The 18,819-nt window shown below is 32.6% G+C and carries 15 protein-coding genes; 8 read left to right on the top strand and 7 right to left on the bottom strand.

Going from position 1 to position 18,819, the window contains the following annotated elements:
• Positions 1 to 797 precede the first annotated feature (797 nt).
• The 3 genes from AC1Q7L_RS12575 to AC1Q7L_RS12565 all read right to left on the bottom strand — a co-directional run bounded on the left by AC1Q7L_RS12575 (position 798) and on the right by AC1Q7L_RS12565 (position 3,730).
• On the bottom strand, positions 798 to 2,216 hold the full coding sequence (locus AC1Q7L_RS12575; RefSeq protein WP_492306238.1) for a tetratricopeptide repeat protein: 1,419 nt from the start codon (positions 2,214 to 2,216) through the stop codon (positions 798 to 800).
• A 685-nt stretch (positions 2,217 to 2,901) separates the two neighbouring features.
• Positions 2,902 to 3,252, bottom strand: a complete 351-nt coding sequence (locus tag AC1Q7L_RS12570; protein ID WP_410693174.1) for a helix-turn-helix domain-containing protein — start codon at positions 3,250 to 3,252, stop codon at positions 2,902 to 2,904.
• A 19-nt stretch (positions 3,253 to 3,271) separates the two neighbouring features.
• A complete protein-coding gene (locus AC1Q7L_RS12565) occupies positions 3,272 to 3,730 on the bottom strand; it encodes a transposase (RefSeq protein ID WP_410693175.1) in 459 nt (152 codons plus the stop codon).
• A 481-nt stretch (positions 3,731 to 4,211) separates the two neighbouring features.
• Here AC1Q7L_RS12565 and AC1Q7L_RS12560 point away from each other — a divergent pair, with 481 nt between their 5' ends.
• Both AC1Q7L_RS12560 and AC1Q7L_RS12555 read left to right on the top strand, forming a co-directional pair.
• Positions 4,212 to 5,927, top strand: coding sequence for a helix-turn-helix transcriptional regulator (locus tag AC1Q7L_RS12560; RefSeq protein WP_492306237.1), 1,716 nt, complete (start codon positions 4,212 to 4,214; stop codon positions 5,925 to 5,927).
• A gap of 194 nt (positions 5,928 to 6,121) precedes the next feature.
• Positions 6,122 to 6,379, top strand: coding sequence for a SemiSWEET transporter (locus tag AC1Q7L_RS12555; RefSeq protein WP_410693177.1), 258 nt, complete (start codon positions 6,122 to 6,124; stop codon positions 6,377 to 6,379).
• An 11-nt stretch (positions 6,380 to 6,390) separates the two neighbouring features.
• Here the strand turns inward: AC1Q7L_RS12555 and AC1Q7L_RS12550 are convergent, their stop codons facing one another.
• Complete coding sequence (locus tag AC1Q7L_RS12550) at positions 6,391 to 7,809, bottom strand: tetratricopeptide repeat protein (protein WP_492306236.1); 1,419 nt, start codon at positions 7,807 to 7,809, stop codon at positions 6,391 to 6,393.
• 322 nt (positions 7,810 to 8,131) lie between these two features.
• On the opposite strand from AC1Q7L_RS12550, the gene AC1Q7L_RS12545 reads away from it, so the two are divergent.
• The 4 genes from AC1Q7L_RS12545 to AC1Q7L_RS12530 all read left to right on the top strand — a co-directional run bounded on the left by AC1Q7L_RS12545 (position 8,132) and on the right by AC1Q7L_RS12530 (position 14,361).
• Positions 8,132 to 9,142 carry a phage tail-like protein gene (locus tag AC1Q7L_RS12545; RefSeq protein WP_492306235.1) on the top strand — a complete coding sequence of 337 codons (1,011 nt, stop codon included), beginning with the start codon at positions 8,132 to 8,134 and terminating at the stop codon, positions 9,140 to 9,142.
• Between the two features lie 18 nt (positions 9,143 to 9,160).
• A complete protein-coding gene (locus tag AC1Q7L_RS12540) occupies positions 9,161 to 10,174 on the top strand; it encodes a phage tail-like protein (RefSeq protein ID WP_492306234.1) in 1,014 nt (337 codons plus the stop codon).
• A 442-nt stretch (positions 10,175 to 10,616) separates the two neighbouring features.
• Positions 10,617 to 12,113, top strand: coding sequence for a phage tail-like protein (locus AC1Q7L_RS12535; protein WP_492306233.1), 1,497 nt, complete (start codon positions 10,617 to 10,619; stop codon positions 12,111 to 12,113).
• Positions 12,114 to 13,074: 961 nt separating this feature from the next.
• Positions 13,075 to 14,361 (top strand): phage tail-like protein, encoded by a 1,287-nt coding sequence (locus AC1Q7L_RS12530; protein ID WP_492306232.1) that lies wholly within the window; start codon positions 13,075 to 13,077, stop codon positions 14,359 to 14,361.
• Positions 14,362 to 14,686: 325 nt separating this feature from the next.
• Here the strand turns inward: AC1Q7L_RS12530 and AC1Q7L_RS12525 are convergent, their stop codons facing one another.
• The 3 genes from AC1Q7L_RS12525 to AC1Q7L_RS12515 form a co-directional block, all read right to left on the bottom strand.
• A complete protein-coding gene (locus AC1Q7L_RS12525; RefSeq protein ID WP_492306231.1) occupies positions 14,687 to 15,133 on the bottom strand; it encodes an META domain-containing protein in 447 nt (148 codons plus the stop codon).
• A gap of 27 nt (positions 15,134 to 15,160) precedes the next feature.
• Positions 15,161 to 15,556 (bottom strand): hypothetical protein, encoded by a 396-nt coding sequence (locus AC1Q7L_RS12520; RefSeq protein WP_410693186.1) that lies wholly within the window; start codon positions 15,554 to 15,556, stop codon positions 15,161 to 15,163.
• Between the two features lie 201 nt (positions 15,557 to 15,757).
• A complete protein-coding gene (locus AC1Q7L_RS12515) occupies positions 15,758 to 16,744 on the bottom strand; it encodes a phage tail-like protein (protein ID WP_492306230.1) in 987 nt (328 codons plus the stop codon).
• A 448-nt stretch (positions 16,745 to 17,192) separates the two neighbouring features.
• Here AC1Q7L_RS12515 and AC1Q7L_RS12510 point away from each other — a divergent pair, with 448 nt between their 5' ends.
• Positions 17,193 to 17,585 (top strand): hypothetical protein, encoded by a 393-nt coding sequence (locus AC1Q7L_RS12510; protein ID WP_410693189.1) that lies wholly within the window; start codon positions 17,193 to 17,195, stop codon positions 17,583 to 17,585.
• 149 nt (positions 17,586 to 17,734) lie between these two features.
• Positions 17,735 to 18,817, top strand: a complete 1,083-nt coding sequence (locus tag AC1Q7L_RS12505) for an efflux RND transporter periplasmic adaptor subunit (protein WP_410693398.1) — start codon at positions 17,735 to 17,737, stop codon at positions 18,815 to 18,817.
• Positions 18,818 to 18,819 lie beyond the last annotated feature (2 nt).

The following is an 18,819-nucleotide window of genomic DNA, read 5'->3' as shown; positions in this document are numbered from 1 at the left end:
CCTGAAAATAGGACGATTTGATAATTTTTTTTCGCAGATGTGTTTAATTTCAAATGTGTTTTAAGTTTTTGATAAAAGGAAGCAGATATGTTAATTTTAAAATCGGGATGAATCAACATACCTGCAAGCCTTTCTAATTTACTTACTTCGAAAAAAAACTTCACAAAGACTAAATTTGTAAGCAAATTTTAATAAATCGGATTATATAATATCTTAAAAAATAAGAGTGTTTCTGGAAAATCAATAGGTTTTAAAAAAGGTAGTAAGCTTACTTGTAGTTCACTTACTACCAACCCTTATTATAAATAAACTTGTAGTTTTTTCTTTAAAAAAGAGGAAGCAAAATTTAATAGAAAACGGGATGAGTCTTTATATTAAATATTTGCATTCCTACTTCCACTTCACTCTAATTAAGTTGTAAATTATTAATAAAGTAAAATTTAAATAACCTTATTATGTCTTTTTATTAATTTTTTAAACTTTATAAAATAGTGAGTGTATTATTTGGGCTACACTCACTATTTAAATCCTTATTAAGCTAAGGAAACAAAATTTGTGTTTTTTGAAATACTAACTTGAATGTGGTACAAATGTATAGTCTATTTTTGAATAATATAGTACTGCAAATTTACTTGATGTGATTAAGTATTTGATTATTAATCGTTTGTATATTGTTAAGTAGTAGTTTTGATGTAAGGTAAAATAATGGTTTTGAGGAGTTATTACATGAAAAGTCACAAAAAAACCTTCAAAATATTTCATTCAAAGGTTTTAAAAATTATTTTTTAACAAAGAAATTACAGTTCCATCATCCATTTATTAAGATCAACATCAGACGGAAGGTCTAGTTTTTTCCTAAGTCTATATTTTCTTGATTCAATGGTACGGATGGAAATGTTTTTATACTGCGCAATAGTTTTAGTTGAAAGATTTAGTCTTAAAAAAGCGGAAAATTTTATATCATTTGCCGAAAGATTAGGATATTTTGTCGTCAATGTTTCATAAAATTCAGGATAAACTTCCTTAAAACGCGTTAGGAAAAAAGGATCGTTGGTCATGGCAAGTTTAGATAATTCTTCAAAAGCTTCGTTGAGTTTGCTTTTTAGCTCATCTGTTTCGTGCATGGTCTCGATGATTATTTCCTCGGCCTGTTTCTGCTTTTTGATGTATCTTCTTGTAAGAAGGATAACGACAATAATTGCTGCAGCTACAACTCCGGATATTAAAATAAAATATTTTAATCTTTCGCTTTTTTCTTTCTCATTTTCCTGGTGTATGATCTTGTCTACCGGTATTTTCAAGGCTTCTCTTTCGGATTCAGCAATGCTATCGTTGATGTTGGAATACATTTGAAGGTATTCATTCTTTTTTTCAATATCATCAAGAGAATCATAGGTAATAGAAATCAGTTTATAAGCGTTTTTAATATCACTTTTTCTCGAAATCTGTTTAGAAATGGCCAAGGATTTAAGATAATAATCCAATGCTTTCGGATAATCTTTTTTCGCAGTATGCAGTTTGCCAAAAGTAAGAAGAGTCATAGATTTTTGATAATGACTAAAATCACCACTCATTTGGCTGGCTTTGTTTAGATAATATTCAGCAGAATCTGTTTTTTTATTTTTAATAAAATTTTCAGCCATATAAACATAGGTAAGAGGCTGAATGGAAATCTTTAAACGTTTTTTCAGTGTAGAATTAATAGAATCTGTAGCACGAAGTTCTTCAAAATTGGCTATTTTCCAGGTATAGTAAAAATATAAAAGTTTTTCTTTTTCCTTTCTGTCAGGGATTTGTTTCGCAAAATAGATTGAAGTATCCAGACTTGTATTAGATTGATCTAAAAGGCCTAGAGAAGCATAATTTCTGGCATATTCTCCATACATTCTTGCGCACAGGGTAGGATTTTTTATTTTTCTTAATTCTGTTTCTGCGCTCTCCAGGTATTTCAGACTTTCTTTATATCGGTGAAGATTCCAGAACAGGCCGCCGATATTAATATAAGCCGCTATTATGCCGTTTTTATTGTTTTGCTTTTCGTAGTTTTTTATGGCATCAATATTAAGTTCTATACTTTTCTTAATATTACCTTCAGTTCTGTATTTCTCCGAAAGGCTGTCGAGCTCTTTTATAGAATATATTTGTGCATTATAGTTACTTATCAATAATAAAATGAGAACATATAATGTTTTTTTTAAGTAAAATTTTAAAAACATGACTTGTGGTTTTGCAATACAAAAGTAGTTTTTATAGTATATTATTGTGTAATTTATAGATATAATTTATTATTATTTATTTGTTCTTAATATAAATTGAATTGTTTTTATCTGATTTTTAGACATATTTTAAAATTTAAAACAAAAAAAAGAATGCGAATCACTTAAAATTGAAAATCAAGATTGAGTGTCCGCATTCCTGTACAAACTTTATTTTTAAAAAAACTTATGAGACCATTTTATTCATTTTGTATACAATTATTCATCTTTAAAAAAAATAGAATGCAGGTTCTAAGACTTAATTCTAGATCATGAATCAGATCCCTGCAACTTCTATTTCCACTTTACTATTACTATGAAGATGTTTTTTTTCTAACTTTTTTTAAAAATAGGGCGCAAATAAACAATGTAAAAGGGGGATGAATTTTTAACATTGATGAATATTTGCGCTTCCTATCTCCACTTAATAATTATATGTTGTATGATTGGTTACAATTTTAAATAATGGCATTTACATTCAGTAAGGCATCATTAAGGTAAAAAATAGATGTTTGATTTTTCTACAGACCTTGCGATCGGGGGAAAACACTAATAATAAAACACAAATAAAAATCAATACATTCTATATCTAGTCTTTATGGCATATACTAAATTGTGTTTTTTTAAGGATTGTCTTTCATTACTGCTACGCCTTAAAAGAATGCAAATGCCTGTTTGAAAAATGTTTTTTCCATTTGGTAACAGTATTTCGGCTGAGCTTGAAATGGTTGGCCAATTGGGTATTGTTTAGGTTGTTTTTATGTTGATAATCAAGTATTTCCAAGATTGTATTTTCGTCGTAAGAACGGTGCATCTGGTTAAAAACGAGGGTTTCTTTATCTTTAATTCCGAAAATAATATTGTTGAGTTTAATTACATCAAGCATTGAAAGATCTGCTTTTTTTAAAATGGTTTTGCATTGATCCTCTTTGTGAGGATGATCTCTTGCTATAATATCATTATAGATTCTTTTGTAGTTTGGGATTACTCTTTCCATTTTGTGTTGTTTTTAATAATTAGAATGTATTTTTATTTTTTTTCTCAAATTCGTGGTTTCTGTATTTTACGGTCCATCGGTGAAGGGTTGTTTTTGGGATGCCGTATTGATCTATTATTTCATTCATGTTTTTTTCTCCGGACTGTATTAATTCTACCAGAAAATCTATTACTTCTTTTGTATAAATATTTTTTCTAAATTGCGGCAGGGCACTTGTTTTTTCCCTGTCTGCACTGTAAGCATTACTTGGTGGCGAAAAAAGAATAAGATGCTGTGAGTATATTCTGAAAAAATCGTATTCTAATAATTTGCTCCATTTTAATATAACATCTGCTTCGAGGCTTTTAGATTCATACATTTCTTCAATTTCTTCTTCCGTACAGCTGAAAAAATTGCATACTCTGGGAATTTCTATTTCGGATTCAGTAACTCTTTGTCTAATTAGATTCCCTACATCGATATTTTTAAAAGACTTCATAACATTTTATTTAGAGTTAAAAAACTGTTTTTGTTCCTGTAAAACTTTAAACAAATCTATGGAGTGAAGATTTAAAATGGTAAAAATGAGGTGTTAATTGGTGTTAATAAGAGGTCTTTTATTCACTATAAAGTGTTAATTTTATTTTTGTAACAATTTTATTTTTAGTAGATTACATTTTTATGAGTATTAATTTTCTCTTCGAATAAGAATGTTTTCCAAGTACTACAGAATTATTACAAATTGTTTATTTTTTTAGTTTTACAGACGAAAATGTTGGTAAATTATGGGAGTGCCATAATTATTTTATCTAATTATTTAGCCTTGAGAATTATTATTAAAAACAGTTTTTTTTACTGTATAAATTACCTTTAATTGTATTTTATAATCTGATTTTTACTATCTAAAGATTGAATTTCTCATTTCTGAATTTTGAATAAATTAAGTGATTTTTACTGACTTTTTTTTTCTAATTTAGAGTATGTATCGGACTGTAATTTTCTGTTTAATATCATTTTTTTTCCTGTATTCATGTCATTCTCAGAATGATAATGAGTATTTCTATCAGCTTGATAAAGAATATACAGCACTTAACAATGATCGCGAAAAAATTTATGGTTTATACATTAAAGAAAACGAAAAATATAAAAAAACGCAGGATTTAAAATACCTCATCAGTAGTAAGTATATCGAGATGTTTCTTTATCCTGATAACAGATCCAAAAAAATATCTTTGATCTACGAATTATTAAGAATTAATAATGATGAGTACGATTATATAACCACAGCCTGTAACTTTAATCTTGCTCTTGAGTTTGAAGAAGCATCTCCAAAATTATGCTTGCAGTTTTTAAATGCCGCTATAAAAATCGAAGAAAAATCTGATAAAAAGACCTTTTTACCACATTTGTATCACATGAAGGGAAGATGGTATTTTAACCACAATAATTATTATCAGGCCAAACTTTATTTCGGAAAAGGGTTGAACAGTCTCTGTAAAAAAGATACCCTATATATTGCCTCTATGTATAACAATTTTGCTTTGTGTGATCAAAGAATGGGACAAGTGGACTCAAGCATTAGGTTATCTTTATATGGTCTTAAAATACTTCAAAACAAAAAATCATTATCGGAAGGTGAACTCTACTTTATTAATATAATGAAGGGGAATTTAGGTTCATTTTATTTTATTAAAAAAGATTATACGAATGCTATAAAATATTATAATGAGCAAACTGAGTTTCAAATGGCAAAAGCTAATAGAAATCCATATATAATTATTAGAAATTCAGCAGAATTGCTTCAAGTATATAAATATATGGATATGCCATTGAGTAGCAAAAAACTTGTTGAAAGGGTTGTAGCAACTCTGCCTAAATTAGAAAGTACAAAGGATGGAATAATGGCGTGTACATTACTTCAGAACTATTACGCTGAGAATAATGATTTTGAAAATCTCAAGTTATATTCCAAGAAATTGGAAATGTATAATAATTTATTTTACAAAGAAACAGTTCGGGATTTAGATGCTGTCTCAGATATTCTTAACGGTTATATTATTAAAAATATTAATCAGGAATATGATTACAAAATTGCAGATCAACGAAAAAAAACAGCTTTAATGATCATTTTGGCAGTTGTTGTCATCATATTTTTTATAAGAGCCATTATTAGAATAAGAAAGAGAAATAAGGAAGAAAGGCGTCTGCTGGAAAGCCAGAATACGCTATTGGAAAACGATAAAGAAGACCTTGAAAAAGATATTGAACTTCAGAAAGGAAAAATTAAAAACCTGCATCTTAATCTTAATTTAAAAATAGAAACTGAAAAAGCATTTTTAGAAAATCTGAAGAAAATAAAAAAATCTAAAAATATTAATGGGGAAGAAACCGTTAAGGATTTGCTTTTCAAGATTAATAATCTCCTTCAAATTGATCAGAAAAACCATGATTTTATTGGCGAAAGTTCTGAAGAAACCAAACAATTCATGCAAAAGATCTCGGAGAGATTTCCTTTTTTAACGGAACACGAATTAAAGCTTTGCGTCTATTTCAGGTTAAATTTATCCTCCAAAGAAGTTTCTCTTTTAGAAAATATTACTCCGGGAAGTGTGAGAGTGTATAAAACGAAGATTAAATATAAAATAGGTCTGGTTAAGGAAACAGATTTAAATGTTTTTCTGAATTCAATAAAATAATATCTGGTATAATTAAAAAATTCGCGTTCTTCGCTGAGTGAAACGCCTTTGCGAACGAAAAATATTCTCAATCATTTCAAAAAAAACTTTGCGATCCTTTGCGTTAAAAAAAATAATCTTGAATATTCGCAAATAATATATTTAAAATTCATAAATGCTACAAAAATCATTATCTTCAAGCTAGAAATAAAGCCATGAATGAAAATGTTTTAGGTATTGTTGCAGGTGTGCTTACCTCAGCTTCAATGATTCCCCAATTGATAAAAGTCCTGAAAGAAAAAAATGTGGAAGATCTTTCACTCGTTATGTTGTTGGTGCTTATTACCGGTGTTTCTTTGTGGGTCTGGTACGGAATTATGAAGGACGAACTGCCCATTATTTTATCTAATGCTTTTTCTGTTCTTGTTAATTTAAGCCTTCTTGTTTGTTACTTTATTTACAGAAAATCTTAAGATTTAATATTTTACAAATCGAGTATCCATCTTTGAAGATCTGTTTCGGCAGGAAGCTCCAATTTCTTTTTAAGCCTGTATTTCTTTGTCTCTACTGCTCGTACGGTGATGTTTTCGTATTGGGCAATTTCTTTACTAGAAAGATCGAGTTTAAGATAGGCACAGAATTTTACATCGTGATTGGTAATATTTGGATGCTGAGATATTAAGCTTTCATAGAATTCCGGATACACTTCTTTAAAACGTGTCAGAAAAAAAGGATCATTGGTTTTGGCTAACTTTGTGACCTCATCAAAAGATACATTGATCTTCTTTTTCAGCTCATCTGTTTCAATAGATTTTTCTTCGATGATCTCTTTGCTTTTATTATGCTTCTGAATGTATTTTCTTCGGATAAAGTAGCCAATTATTAAAAACAGAATAACAAGAGTACAAATTACCAAATAGAATTTACTCTTCTCATCTTCTTTTTCCTGAATAGATTTTTCTACTGCAATACCAAGCGCTTTTTTTTCATCATTTACAATTTTATCGCTTAGAAGAGAATATTTAGAGTAATATTCCAGCGCTTTTTCTTTATCATTAAGGAAATTATATGTTCTTGAAATAGCTTTGTATACCTCTCGTATATCTGTGCTGCTATTCATTTTTTGCGAGACGGCAAGAGACTGGAGATAATAATCTAAGGCTTTTTCATATTCCTTCTTTTCAGTATACAGATTTCCGAATGTTATTAAAGCCATTGCTTTCTGGCGGATCGGATATTTTCCTGTTGAAGCTAGTGGAAGGGCTTTATTAAGATAATACTCAGCAGAATCCAGATGTATTTTTCTTGAAACATACTGATCTGCAATTTTGACAAATATTAAAGGTTCAGATGAAATTTTCAAGCACTTTCTCTGCATCATATGCATAGAATCCAGCTCATTCAGATTATCGAAATTATCCCATTTCCAGGCGTAATTATAATATAAATAATAATTTCTTTGCTTTTGGGAAGGGATTTTCCATGCGTAATTAATGGCTTTGTCAAAAATTAAATTGGATTGTTTTAGTAATTTCAACAATGCATAATTTCTACCATATTCACTGTATAATCTTGATTTTATGATAGGATCTTTTGTTTTTTTGATTTCTTTCTCAGCTTTATCCAGGTATTCCAGGCTTTCTTTATGTCTGTTGAGCGTACAGAGAAGGTTTCCTATGTTGATATATGTACTTGTAATACCTTCTGAATTTTTATCATTTTCATAGTGTTTAAGGGCTTCTACATTAAATTTCATTGCACCTTCCAGATCACCTTTATTCTTGTACTGTCGGGTAATAGTATCAAGCTCAGCTAAAGTATGATTTTGCGACATATACTGAGTTGCCAGTAATATGGTGAAAAGATAAAGTGCTTTTAATATAAAATTAATAGAGAAGTTCATGAAAAATTATATTAAACAAAAGTAAAGATTAAAAAAATACTTCATATAAAATTAATGAAAAGTTTCAAATTTTTAAAATTCATAAGATAATTCTAATAAAAAAGCCTGTTTTTTACATACTTCAATTATACTTCTGTTAGTTTGTAATATGTTGATTTAAAATATTTTACAATAGAGTAGTTAAATTGTAGTAGGAATTTTTACTGCCATTGGTGGTAGATTTGCAACAGAAAATTTATCGCAAACAATCAAAAATACACCGGTCACTTTTTTTTGATTACGATTCTAAAAACACACAAAAACAAATTTAAAAACAGTAAAAATGAGTAAGTATATTATTTTATCTGCTATACTATGTTCAGGCCTTGCTTTCGGGCAAGTAGGTATAAATACCCCTGATCCTAAGGTTACCCTTGATATTAAAGCTAAAGATTCAGTGGGAATATCCACAGCTCCTGAAGGATTGCTTATACCAAGAGTCGACAGAGAAAGAGCACAGTCTATGTCCGGAATGCCAACTTCCACTATGGTTTATGTAAACGATATTGCAACAGGAACACTAGCAGGAACAGCTGCAAATATCGATACAACAGGATATTATTATTTCAATGGTACTCTTTGGACGAAAGTTGATCAAAATACCAATCTGTATAATACCAACGGATCTCTCACAGAAAACCGAACAGTAGATCAGGGTGATAAAACATTAGCATTTACGGGAACTGCAGCCAATGCATTTTCTGTTGATGGAACCACTTTTTCTGTAAACGCAGCCAATAACAGAGTAGGAATCGGTACGGCTACTCCTGCCCAAACATTAGACATAGAAGGAACGGCAAGGCTAAGCCAGGCTGTTGCTGAAAATAATTCTACACAACTAAATAATGCAAGACCATTGTATGTAAGTACAGCAACAGGTCAGGTAATAACTTCTCCAAGAGGTTTTACAACAGTATCAGGTGGATATAAAGCGGGACAAAACTATACCCTCGCCAATATTCCTAACACAAATACAATAATAAGAGTACGTTTCGTATGCTATGTAGACGACAGCAGCGCAACCGAAAATAATGAATCTGAGGCGTATACCTATGGAGATTTTACCATACTGGGAAGAGGAACTTCCAGCAGGATCAGCTTTATTGATCTTAATATAAAAGACAGTGAAGGAAATTCCAAAACGCTGATCGCTAGTGATCCTACCACAATAAGCTGGGATAACAACTCTCAGGGAGTAACCTCTTTAAGACTGAATCAAACAACGGGGGAGTTTACAATAGAAAACTCTACTGATAAAATGACATACTTTTTTGAATCTCTAGGAGGAATATAAATGCTAATTACAAAGGAAATGAAAAATTTAATGATAACCTCTTTTTTATTCTTAGCTCATGTTGTCAGTTTTGCACAAATAGGAGTGAACACCGTTGAACCTGAATCAACATTTGATATTAAAGCTAAAAATTCCACAGGAAACTCAACAATAGCTGAAGGTATCTTGATACCAAGAGTTGATAGAGAAAAAGCACAGTCAATGACCGGAATAAAAACGTCTACAATGATTTATATAAATGACGTTACCACAGGAACTTTATCGGGAACTGCAGTGAATATAGATGCAGTCGGATACTATAAATTCGAAGAAAATTTATGGACTAAGTTTGATACTGATCATGATATGTATAGTATTGACGGAGCATTGCTAGGAAATCGCATAGTGGATCAGGGAGCGAATAGATTAGCATTTAATGCAACAGCAACTAATGCATTTTCTGTAAATCAAAAAACCTTATCTATAGATGCTGCCAATAATAGAGTCGGAATAGGCACTTCAACGCCCTCTCATAGTCTTGATATAGAAGGAACAATGAGGTTAAGCCAGTCTGTTGCAGGAAACATACCAGGATGGGCTTATTATGCAAGGCCGCTTCATGTAGATAAAGACAACGGACAAATGACGATACCTCCAAGAGGTTTTACAAGTGTGGTAGGCGGATACAGACCGGGAAGAAATTTCAACCTCATTGTATTGCCCAATACAAATACGATAGCACGTGTACGTTTTGTATGTTATGTGGATGCCAGTAATAATTCAAATAATGAAATTGCCCAATCTTATACCTATGGTGAGTTTACGATAATTGGAACGGGGCCATCTAACCCGATTAAGTTTGTTGACATTAATATTAAAGATGCTTATGGAAATTCCAAACCATTATTAACCAGTAATGGAACATCTATTGGCTGGGACAATTATGTACAAGGAACAACTACTTTAAGACTTAATCAAACAACCGGAGTATTTTCGATAGCAAACCAATATGATGTAATGTCTTATTTCTTTGAGATTCTTGGAGGAACATAAAATAGGATTGAGGAAAAAATTAAATTGATGGTCATCAGTTTAATAAGGTCACATATTTTACTATGCCAAAGTTTATTTCTTTATCTCATATTACGAAATAACTCCACTATTTGTTTGGTTTTTTTATTGATTTTTATTCACTTCATGATTACTTAATGAGTGTTGTTAAATTTAATGAAATCAACATGTTGTGGGTTTGGAGTAAAATTGCAGTACTCATTTTTTCGCCTATTGGTTCTACATTTGCAACGTAGTTTGGTGAGAAAATAAAATTTTAATTGAATGCTAAATTTTAATTAATTTTTTTTCGAATTCAGATCAAAATAAAATACAAATTTAATATAAATCTTAAAGATCTGCTTAACGCTAGCTCTTTAAAAATTTCTAAAAGCAATAAATCAGATTTTAATGCCGGAAGAAAAAACAATTAACACTAAGACAAATGAAAAACAAGATTACCTTAACAATTGCCCTTATTATCGGTGGTATTGCCCAAGCGCAGGTTGGTTTCAACACCCAAACACCAAATGCAACCCTGGATGTTGTAGCTAAATCTACTACAGGTGCTAGTCCAGAGGGGTTATTGGTTCCGAGAGTAGACCGACTAAAAGCACAATCAATGACGGGAGTTACAACTTCCACAATGATTTATGTAAACAGTATTGCTAACGGAAGCACGGGAGGAACCGCTGCTAATATCAATTCTGTAGGTTATTACTATTTTGACGGAACGGTTTGGGTTAAAATAAACACAGGAACTTCCGCAGACACAAATATTTATAATACAAACGGAAATCTTAGCGGAAATCGTACGGTAAATCAAGTTGGTAATACATTGGCATTTACAAGTACAGCAACTACAGGAACGAGTCATTTCTCTGTTGACGGAACAACTTTGAATGTTGATGCTGTAAATAACAGAATCGGTGTTGGTACAGCAACTCCTGAAACAGCAGTTGACATCAATGCTGCCGGAGCCGGATTTCAGCATACCAGCGAAACGGTAAAGCTAAGATCTTATCTGGGGACTGATTTTGCTTCTTTTGGTACAGTTAGTAATCACTCTCTGTCCTTTGTAGCTAACAGTGGATATCGTATGACTATTGCTACAGACGGAAAGATTGGTATTAATACACAGAAACCAAATAATCTTTTAGATCTTGGTGCGGGTAACGGAAAAAAACTAGCACTTTGGAACAGTGCTGCCGGTGATGATTTTTATGGATTTGGAAATGCTGCCAATGTTCTACAATTATTTGCAGGAGCTCCGGCTAATGGAAATGCGTTGATGACATTGAATAAGAATGGAAGAGTAGGCGTTGGAACAATTGATCCTCAAGCTAATTTCCATACAATTGGAACAAGAAGATTTGAGAATGCTGCTGCGGGTTCAGTTACTGCAGGTTCTGTATTAACTGCAACAGATGTAAATGGTACTGCAGAATGGAGAACACCGGCCACTGAGGTTGTAATTGGTGTATTGAATGTAGCAACAGGTTTAGATATTCCTTTTGCAGGTGATGGAAATTACAAATATGCAGGAAGATCAATTACTTTACCTCCGGGAAAATGGGCGGTTACAGTTACTCAGCTTATTAGAGTAAGTGGGGTTCTGGATGGTGATGACTGGATGTATGTTAGAAGTAGTTTTGGAGAAGGAAATCCTGCAATAGGAGCAACTCTTGGAATTTCTGGTGATGTAAAATCTCCGAGTTTGATGAGTTTTAAAGTACAGGGACCGGCAGTAGCTGGGCATGCTCAACAATTTGATGTTGCACAGGGTACGATTTTTATTGATAATTCAACGACTGCGGCTAAAACATACAGATATATTGCAGGAAATACCGTTACAGGAGGAAGTCCTAATTCTGCTACAGTTATCAAAAACTTTGCAGGGACTTGGGCAGAAACTGCAATTTACGCTACTGCAATTAAATAATATGATAAAAAACACTAGGTGAAAAATATTTTGTTGTGTTTGTGTATAAAGATAACAGATTGATAAAATTTTCTTCTGTTATCTTTTATCCACAAAAAAGTAACTCCCTCAGTTACATTTTATTTAGATGAAAAAAAATAATGAAGACGGTGAATGCAGAAAACACATTAATTATTATGAATATGGTAAATGCGGAAAAGCACAAGAATTCTTGTTAGATGAAAAAAAATAAATGAAGACGGTAAATGCGGAAAAATTAGAGTCACTTTACATGATGTAGAGTGACTCATTTATATTGATGTGTTTTATAAAAATGAAGTTATTCCTGTAATACAAATTTTGCCTAAGAAGCCATTCTTGCTTTATTAAGGCTTAATATATTTCCGTTTACAAAATAATTATGATTAGTTGTAATTGTTCGGTTTTCAAATCTTCACAGGTTAATCTTGGTTGAATTTGATAAATATTATTTCATGTTTAATTTCAAAGGATTCTCCAACGTTGTATGATCTTACAAAAGTCCAGTCTTCTTTTCAGATATGTCACATATTTTACTATGCCAAACTTATTTGGAATAATTTATTTTCGATAATAACTCCACTATTTGTTTAGTTTTTTATTGATTTTTATTCACTTCATGATTACTTCATGAGTGTTTTTAAGTTGCATTAAATCAATGTATTGTGTTTTTGAAGTGAAATTGCAGTACTCATTTTTTCGCCTATTGGTTCTACATTTGCAACGTAGTTTAGTAAGAAAATAAAATTTTAATTGAATGCGAAATTCTAATTAATTTTTTTTCGAATGTATGTCAAAATAAAATACAAATTTAATATAAACCTTAAAGATCTGCTTAACACAACAGCTCTTTAAAACTTCTAAAAGCGATAAATCATTTTGGTGAAGAAAATATTCAACATGATTTTAATGCCGCAAGAAAAAACAATCAACACTAAGACAAATGAAAAACAAGATTACCTTAACAATTGCCCTTATTATCGGTGGTATTGCCCAAGCGCAGGTTGGTTTCAATACCCAAACACCAAATGCAACCCTGGATGTTGTGGCTAAATCTACAGCAGGCACTACACCGGAAGGATTATTAGTTCCACGAGTAGACCGGCTAAAAGCACAAACGATGACGGGAGTTACAACTTCCACAATGATTTATGTAAACAGTATTGCTAACGGAAGCACTGGCGGAAATGCAGCAAACATCAATGCGGTAGGTTATTATTATTTTGATGGAACGGTTTGGGTTAAAATAAACACAGGAACTTCTCCGGATACCAATATTTACAATCAAAATGGAAGTCTTACAGGAAATCGTACTGTAAATCAAGTTGGTAATACATTAGCATTTACAAGTACAGCAACTACGGGAACGAGTCACTTCTCTGTTGACGGAACAACCTTTAATGTTGATGCACGAAACAATAGAATAGGTATTGGGACAGCTACACCAAACAATATTTTGGATTTAGGAACATCTGCAGGAAAAAAATTAGCAATATGGAACAGTACTGCAGGAGATGACTTCTATGGACTCGGAGCAGCACAAAATGTATTACAGCTTTTTGCAGGAGTTCCAACTACAGGAAATGCGCTAATGACATTGAATAAGAATGGAAGGGTAGGTGTTGGAACGGTTGACCCGCAAGCTAATTTCCACACGATTGGAACAAGAAGATTTGAAAATACTGCTGCCGGGACGGTAGCAACTGGATCTGTATTGACCGCGACGGATGCAAATGGTACCGCAGAATGGCAGGCTCCCAGAAGTCAGACTGTAATAGGAAATTTAGGAGGTGGTTATAATCTTCCTTTCGCTAAAAGTACAGATATGAGATATACAGGTTCATCTGTTACTTTGCCACCCGGGAAGTGGATGGTTACCGTTACGCTTCTTATAAACCCTGGCGGAACTTTAGCTGCGGATGACTGGATGTTTGTAAGAAGTACATTCTCAGATCAAAACTTAACGACAGCAGGGCAGATAGGAATACAATCTGCAGACGTTATCAGACCTACTTTAATTAGTTTTCAAATTGCGGGACCTTATACTGGAGGGCAAAAATATAACGTTGCAACTGGTGCTGTTCAGATCAATAATACTTCTGGAGGAAATAAGACTTATAGATATGTTGTTGGAGGTACGGAAGCTAGTAGAACGGTAGCAGGTGCTCAGTTAGCAGGTGTTGGCGGTAGTTGGTCAGAAAACTCAATTGTTGCTACGGCAATTAATTAATTAGATAAAAAACACTAGTTGAAAAAATAATTTTAGTTGTGTTTGTGTATAAAGATAACAGATTGATACAATTTTCTTCTGTTATCTTTTATCCACAAAAAAGTAACTCCCTCAGTTACATTTTAATTTAGATGAAAAAAATTAATGAAGAAGGTAAATGTGAAAAAACACTAATATTATGAAGATGGTAAATGTAGAAAAGGCACAAGGATTCTTGTGAGATGAAAAAAAAAAATTGATGAAGACGGTGAATGCAGAAAAATTAGAGTCACTTTACATTATGTAGAGTGACTCATTTATATTGATGTGTTTTATAAAAATGAAGTTATTCCTGTAATACAAATTTTGCCAAAGGAGCCATTCTTGCTTTATTAAGGCTTAATGTATTACCGTTTACAGAATAATTATCAGCTGCCAATAAAGCTTTTGTGAATAATTGTTCGGTTTCCAGATCATCACAAGCCATCATGGTAGACATTCCTTGGTTGAATTTGATGCGCATCACTTCAGGTTTGATTTCGAAAGTTCCGCCAACGCCGTTGCACCCGCCATTTCCTTCGTATCTCATTTCTTTCATATTTAATGAAAAATAAGGATTGCTTTTAGGATTTTTAAGAGCGATAGGTTTACCATTGATTTCTGTAAGTTTCCAGGTTTTTCCTGTAATATCATTTGATGTTGTTGGAGGAGTAGGAGGCATAGGCTTGCTCATACACGATGCTAAAAACATCACCAAAAACAGACTTGCTAAATGATTATATAAAAATTTCATAGTTTTAATTTTAATGCGTGATAATTTTTAATAAGATGCCATTTTAGTGGAAGCTGGTTGTTGCTTTTCCTTAGTATGATGGAACAAAACCATATCAACATTCTTTTTCAGGAAAGTAATATTCCCTCTGATGTTTGAATATTGATATTCTGCATTGGAAGCAGTATACTCGGGAAGGTCTTCACTTTTTTTCAATTCATAAGTTTTGCCATCCAGATGTACAGTCATTGTGTTTTTAGAATTGTTGATCGCAACTTCCATTTGATCTCCGTAGGTATCCGTGAAAACATCTTTGGTGATGTCATCCGTATTTACGGGTTGTATAGTGTTGGTAAGGGTTTCTGATTCTTTTGCAGAGTGCCTACACGCTGTTACCGAAAAGGCAATGATGCCGAAAATAATGATTTGTAATAATTTTTTCATAGTGATAAGTGATTTGGTTTTCCATGAATTAAGTGTTAAAGTGTTATAAATTTACAATTATTTTTAATATAAATATGTTAATTTTACATAAATTAATTAATAATTTTTATTTTAGAGTCTTTTGTAAGCTTGTAAATTGTCGATTTCATTTTCTGTATATATCTAAAAAAGGGAGTTTTTTAAGAACTCCCTTTTATTTTTTTATGGTGCAGTGATTTGATCAATTGTGAAAAATGCTTTAGTTGTATTACATATTCCTGCGGGGCATGTTGTTGCATTTCCTTGGCTGGCGTAAGTTGACGAACCCATCATATAATCCAGCTTATAAAAAACTTTGTCATTTCCGTTGGTTGTTGTCCATGCGTAAAGGCGATGCTCAGGCATTCCTGCGGCATAGGTTTCAGCATTTCCCCAAGATGGAAATGTAGAAGCTGTTTGTGCTGTGGCAACGATAAGTCCGGCTCCGTCAATTCCACCATCTCCTGCCCAAACTCCGGGAGGAAGCCTTAATTGATTTTGCTGGTTTCCGCCAGATCCTCCCCACAGCCAGTGTTCGTTTGCTATAATATCTACACTGGCAGCACTATTATTTCTGATTTGTATATTAACGAAAGAAAAGCCGGTATCGGTAGGAATAAAGGTTCTTATCGAAAATTTACCATCAGGGGTTGTGATAGAAAGACCGTATCCTGCTCTTCCGTTTTCGTTGGTTGCTACTAAGGGACCTATCACTGCTATGTTCTCAACATTTGCCAACGTGTTGGTTCCGCTGTTGTTTCCGGATGATGTGTTAAAAACCCTCCATTCGGCACCATTCCAAAAATAATATCCTTGGCTCAAAACTGGCCCGGTATTATAAATAAGCAGACCTGTTGCGTTAGGGTTGCCGCTAAGCTGCATGGTTGAAGATGTTAAGCTGATTCGGGGTCCCAATATTCCTTTATTTGCAGAACTGATGTCTAAAATAGCTGAAGTGTTAGGAGTTGTAGTACCTATTCCGGTACTTCCTGTAGAAGTGACGATAAAATCGTTGGCTTGTTGAGCGGCTGAGGGAGCGCCTGTTGCGGGATTGTCTTTTGCTCCATCCACGTGTAGTGAATTTTGAGGATTCGAGGTATTAATACCTATTTGTGCAAATGAGAGAGCTGACGTAAACAGCAATCCTGCTAATGTTAAATTGTTTTTCATAGTTACAGTATTTCGTGGTTGTTATGGTTTTTTTTATGGTTTGAATTTGTTTGATTCAAATAATTATAACAAATGTTAAAAGGAATTAATGTTGTCATAATCGATAAAATCATACAAGAAAACAAATCACTTATTAGTTATTTATTTCTGAACTAAAATTAAATAAAATATTGATATAATCTTAAATTATAATAAAAATATTAATGATAATTAATTTTATGTGTTGAAAAAATAATTTAATTGCATGAAATTTATTAATATTAGTATTCTGTGAAATCACAAATTTTTAATAATTATAGTGTTATTTCAGGTCTGAAATTTTCAGAAAAAACAGTATTCATCGGTTTTCAGCTTATTTAAAGGAGAGTTAAATATTGTTAATATGTGTAATTATCATAAAATTTGTTTGAAATGTATTCAAACTAAGAATTACATTTGTGCCTTGAAAATGAGAAACTACATCGTATACTTTTTGACCAGCTTATTTCTGCTATTCGTAGTGGAAAGTAAGATCAATGTCAAAACGTTGAAAAACGATTATAACTCTCATACTTCTCATAATTTACCCAAAAGAGCAAACCGCTTAAACCAAACCTACGAAAAGCTTTCTATGCAGCAGGCTCCGGATGATGCAAGTAATGCTTATTCCTTAGAACTTGCGGAAGATGACTTCCAGTTGTCGGATACGGTACAGTCTATTGTATTCTTTGCAAGTGTTTTTACGCTGGTTTATATTTTTGGGTTAAAAAGTTTCAAAAAATTAAAGCCCGCAATTCACGGCTATTTATCTGAATTTTCTTCAGTTAAAACATTCATTCTGATTCGTTCTATCAGAATCTAAAATTTCATTTTTCGATTAGTTTTCTGCTTTTTATTTTAAGCAGAAGATGTTCTGCGTTGTGCTGTAGGTGAGCTCACATCGCCAAAATACTCATTACCACAATTTTTCTATTTAAAACATTAACGATTTATATAAACTCTAGTATTATGATGAAAAGAGTTGTCTCAAGCTTCGCGCTTGGCAGTCTTTTGTTGTTCGCAAGTTGTAACAGCAAAAAAGAAGAAAAAGAAGAGGTTACAATCTATCCGGTTACAAACCCCGTAAAAATGGACACTGTGATCAGTAAAGAATATGTAGCGCAGATCCAGTCTGTAAAGAACATCGAAGTTCGTGCACAGGAAAAAGGTTTTCTTGAGAAGATCTTTGTAGACGAAGGTCAGTTTGTACATCAGGGTCAGACATTGTTCCGAATTATGCCAAAATTATATCAGGCAGAATTATTAAAGGCGCAAGCTGAGGTAGCACAGGCTACTATCGAATTGAAAAACGCAAGTACATTAGCCAACAACAACATTGTTTCTAAAAATGAAAGATTGATGGCAAAAGCTAAGTTGGATGCGGCAAGTGCGGAAGCAAAACTTGCTCAGATTCATTTGTCGTTCACGGACATCAAAGCTCCATTCTCAGGAATTATCAACAGAATTCCTTTGAAATTGGGAAGCTTGATTGATGAAGGTGATTTATTAACATCTCTATCAGATAACAACGATATCTACACCTATTTCAACGTTTCCGAACCAGAATATCTGTCTTATCAGACGAATGTTGCATCAAGAGGAAGCAATCTGGTTTCTTTGGTGATGGCAAACGGAGATGTTTTTCCTCAAAAAGGAGAAGTTCAGACCATCGAAGGAGAATTTGACCGCGAAACAGGAAATATAGCATTCAGAGCTAAGTTTCCGAATCCTAATAAATTATTAAGAAACGGCGAAACAGGAAAAGTACAAATGACTTTACCGCTTAAAAATGCTTTAATTATTCCACAAAAAGCAACCTACGAAATTCAGGATCAAAAATATGTTTTTGTAGTGGATAAAAACGGAGTGGTGAAGTCTAGAAATATCAAAGTAGCTTATGAGCTTCCTGATGTTTATGTAGTTGGTTCTGGACTTGCTGAGGGAGATAAAATTCTTCTTGAAGGAGTTCAGAAAGTAAAAGATGATCAAAAAGTTCAGGTGAAGTTCCAGGATCCGAAAAAAGTTCTTCAATCATTGAAATTAAAAGCAGAGTAGGA

It is taken from the genome of Chryseobacterium sp. GW823-FHT05E08, from assembly GCF_058795655.1.
Note: the sequence above shows the minus strand (reverse complement) of the source record. Positions and strands in the feature narration are given on the sequence as shown.

Excerpts from the sequence above, each read along its gene's own strand:
- AC1Q7L_RS12575 (WP_492306238.1), bottom strand. The coding sequence starts at position 2,216 with ATGTTTTTAAAATTTTACTTAAAAAAAACATTATATGTTCTCATTTTA.
- AC1Q7L_RS12570 (WP_410693174.1), bottom strand. The coding sequence starts at position 3,252 with ATGGAAAGAGTAATCCCAAACTACAAAAGAATCTATAATGATATTATA.
- AC1Q7L_RS12565 (WP_410693175.1), bottom strand. The coding sequence starts at position 3,730 with ATGAAGTCTTTTAAAAATATCGATGTAGGGAATCTAATTAGACAAAGA.
- AC1Q7L_RS12560 (WP_492306237.1), top strand. The coding sequence starts at position 4,212 with ATGTATCGGACTGTAATTTTCTGTTTAATATCATTTTTTTTCCTGTAT.
- AC1Q7L_RS12555 (WP_410693177.1), top strand. The coding sequence starts at position 6,122 with ATGAATGAAAATGTTTTAGGTATTGTTGCAGGTGTGCTTACCTCAGCT.
- AC1Q7L_RS12550 (WP_492306236.1), bottom strand. The coding sequence starts at position 7,809 with ATGAACTTCTCTATTAATTTTATATTAAAAGCACTTTATCTTTTCACC.
- AC1Q7L_RS12545 (WP_492306235.1), top strand. The coding sequence starts at position 8,132 with ATGAGTAAGTATATTATTTTATCTGCTATACTATGTTCAGGCCTTGCT.
- AC1Q7L_RS12540 (WP_492306234.1), top strand. The coding sequence starts at position 9,161 with ATGAAAAATTTAATGATAACCTCTTTTTTATTCTTAGCTCATGTTGTC.
- AC1Q7L_RS12535 (WP_492306233.1), top strand. The coding sequence starts at position 10,617 with ATGAAAAACAAGATTACCTTAACAATTGCCCTTATTATCGGTGGTATT.
- AC1Q7L_RS12530 (WP_492306232.1), top strand. The coding sequence starts at position 13,075 with ATGAAAAACAAGATTACCTTAACAATTGCCCTTATTATCGGTGGTATT.
- AC1Q7L_RS12525 (WP_492306231.1), bottom strand. The coding sequence starts at position 15,133 with ATGAAATTTTTATATAATCATTTAGCAAGTCTGTTTTTGGTGATGTTT.
- AC1Q7L_RS12520 (WP_410693186.1), bottom strand. The coding sequence starts at position 15,556 with ATGAAAAAATTATTACAAATCATTATTTTCGGCATCATTGCCTTTTCG.
- AC1Q7L_RS12515 (WP_492306230.1), bottom strand. The coding sequence starts at position 16,744 with ATGAAAAACAATTTAACATTAGCAGGATTGCTGTTTACGTCAGCTCTC.
- AC1Q7L_RS12510 (WP_410693189.1), top strand. The coding sequence starts at position 17,193 with ATGAGAAACTACATCGTATACTTTTTGACCAGCTTATTTCTGCTATTC.
- AC1Q7L_RS12505 (WP_410693398.1), top strand. The coding sequence starts at position 17,735 with ATGAAAAGAGTTGTCTCAAGCTTCGCGCTTGGCAGTCTTTTGTTGTTC.